This is a genomic window from Alphaproteobacteria bacterium (assembly GCA_041396705.1).
Lineage (GTDB): Bacteria > Pseudomonadota > Alphaproteobacteria > CALKHQ01 > CALKHQ01 > CALKHQ01.
In genome coordinates this window covers 1-1,639 of the sequence record JAWKYB010000001.1, presented here as the reverse complement: position 1 = coordinate 1,639, position 1,639 = coordinate 1, and the positions used below count along the sequence as shown (strand labels likewise).

At 69.4% G+C, this 1,639-nt stretch carries 3 protein-coding genes and 1 tRNA gene; 1 reads left to right on the top strand and 3 read right to left on the bottom strand.

The annotated features are described in order from the left end of the window. The coding region (locus R3F55_00020) for a hypothetical protein (protein MEZ5665836.1) at nt 1–274 on the top strand (274 nt) is incomplete at its 5' end. A 129-nt stretch (nt 275–403) separates the two neighbouring features. On the opposite strand, the gene R3F55_00015 is transcribed toward R3F55_00020, so the two are convergent. The 3 genes from R3F55_00015 to R3F55_00005 form a co-directional block, all read right to left on the bottom strand. After that, nucleotides 404–481 (bottom strand) — tRNA-Pro (locus R3F55_00015). A 35-nt stretch (nt 482–516) separates the two neighbouring features. After that, complete coding sequence (locus tag R3F55_00010) at nt 517–1,242, bottom strand: hypothetical protein (protein ID MEZ5665835.1); 726 nt, start codon at nt 1,240–1,242, stop codon at nt 517–519. 56 nt (nt 1,243–1,298) lie between these two features. After that, the coding region (locus tag R3F55_00005) for a hypothetical protein (GenBank protein MEZ5665834.1) at nt 1,299–1,639 on the bottom strand (341 nt) is incomplete at its 5' end.

Genomic DNA, 1,639 nt, shown 5'->3' with positions numbered 1-1,639 from the left:
GCTCGTCTGGCGGCATGCGGCACTCAAGCTCAAGCACACGCCGGACTACCTCTCCGACGGCTGGTCGATGATCGAGATCACGGTCGTGACGCCGAAGGGCGCGCCGCTTCCCTGCACGTCGACCGGCTACCGCAGCCATTTCCTCGACGAGCAGGAGCTGATCGCGGCCGGCGGTCCGGCCGCCTTCGTCACCGCCTGGCTCGATCGCGAGGCGCGCGGCAAAGCCTGGGCTGCGGCCGAGTTCAAGTGGCGTCAGGGCGATCTGTTCGGGTAACGGCGCCAGCTGCGACAAAATGGCCACCAAACCCGCAGATTTGCGCTCGGTTACGCTCGATTCTGGTCGCTAATTGGTCGCTAGCGCTTCTGAGGGGGTGGTCGCTAGATCTGTAAGTCGTTGATTTTATGGTCGGAGCGGGGAGATTTGAACTCCCGACCCCCAGTCCCCCAGACTGGTGCGCTAACCAGGCTGCGCTACGCTCCGCCAAGTCGCTGTTTTGCAACGCGCCGTCGGTCGGGTCAACAGGGCTGATCGGTCAGCCGCGCCAGAGTATCCGGCTCCGCCGGCAGACGGCGGATGGCAGGCACGGCAACGTGCGGCGCACGCGCGATGGCAGCGAACAGGCCGCGGGGCAACGGCAGGTCATCGACAGCGAGCGGGGCTTGCTCGGCGGCCGCGTCGTGGCCGGCGCCGCGTGCCAGCACGCCGTGCTCGGCGAGCACGGCGGCGACGCCTGTGCCATGTGCCTTGCCGACCGCTTCGAGGCGGGTCCACGCGACCAGTACGGCCTCGTCGTCGGCGGCGATCCGGGAACGGTGCTGCGGCCATGGTCCAAGCGTCGAGGCCGCGGCGACGATCGCTCTGCGCCTGTCGGCCGGCATCATGAGCCGCCGTGGTGCCTCGAGGTCGATGCCTACCGGCCCATCTTGCGAAATTGCGACGAGTGCATCGCTGCCGCAGTGCGACAGCGAGAATACTGGCCGCAAGCCTTGCGGCAGGCGCGGTCGTCCGCCCGCCTCCCGCGGCAGTGGTGTACGACGCAGCGCCAGTGCATCGGCTGTCGTCAGTGCGCGTTCGAGCAACAGGCGCAGCGCGATGCGGGTCGCCCTGCGGCAGCCATCGAGGCCGGTTTCCGACCACCGGCGCTCTTCCTCGGAAAGACGCGGCTCTTCGCGCTCAAGCAGGCACAGCGCTGTTCCGCTCGCTGCGAGATCGACGTGCCATACCTCGAGCGGTAGAGCCACTGTCTGACGGCGAGCCCGTGAAGCTGCGGACAAACCGGCGAGGCGGGGCGTGTCCGTCACGTGCGGCCGGCGTGCACTCGAGCTGCCTCGCGCGCCGCGGAGAGCCCGGTCCGTATCGCCTCGAGCTCGGCAATCGCGGCGCGTAGGGCCGTCTCGACACGCGCTGCGGCCGGCTCGCCGGCACCACGCGTCGAATCGACCCGCGTCGGCGCGCCTTTCGAGGTCGCCGCAGAACCTGGCGTGCTGGCGGTCGCGCGCGACCGCCGCGAGCCGGCGCCGGATCCCGCCGATCCTTCAGGCGCCGTGCCGATGCGCTTGACGGTCTCGACCCCCTGCTCGCGCAGGATCTTCTGCACGCCCTTGATCGTGAAAGCCTCCGCCTGCAGCAGATGGCGGA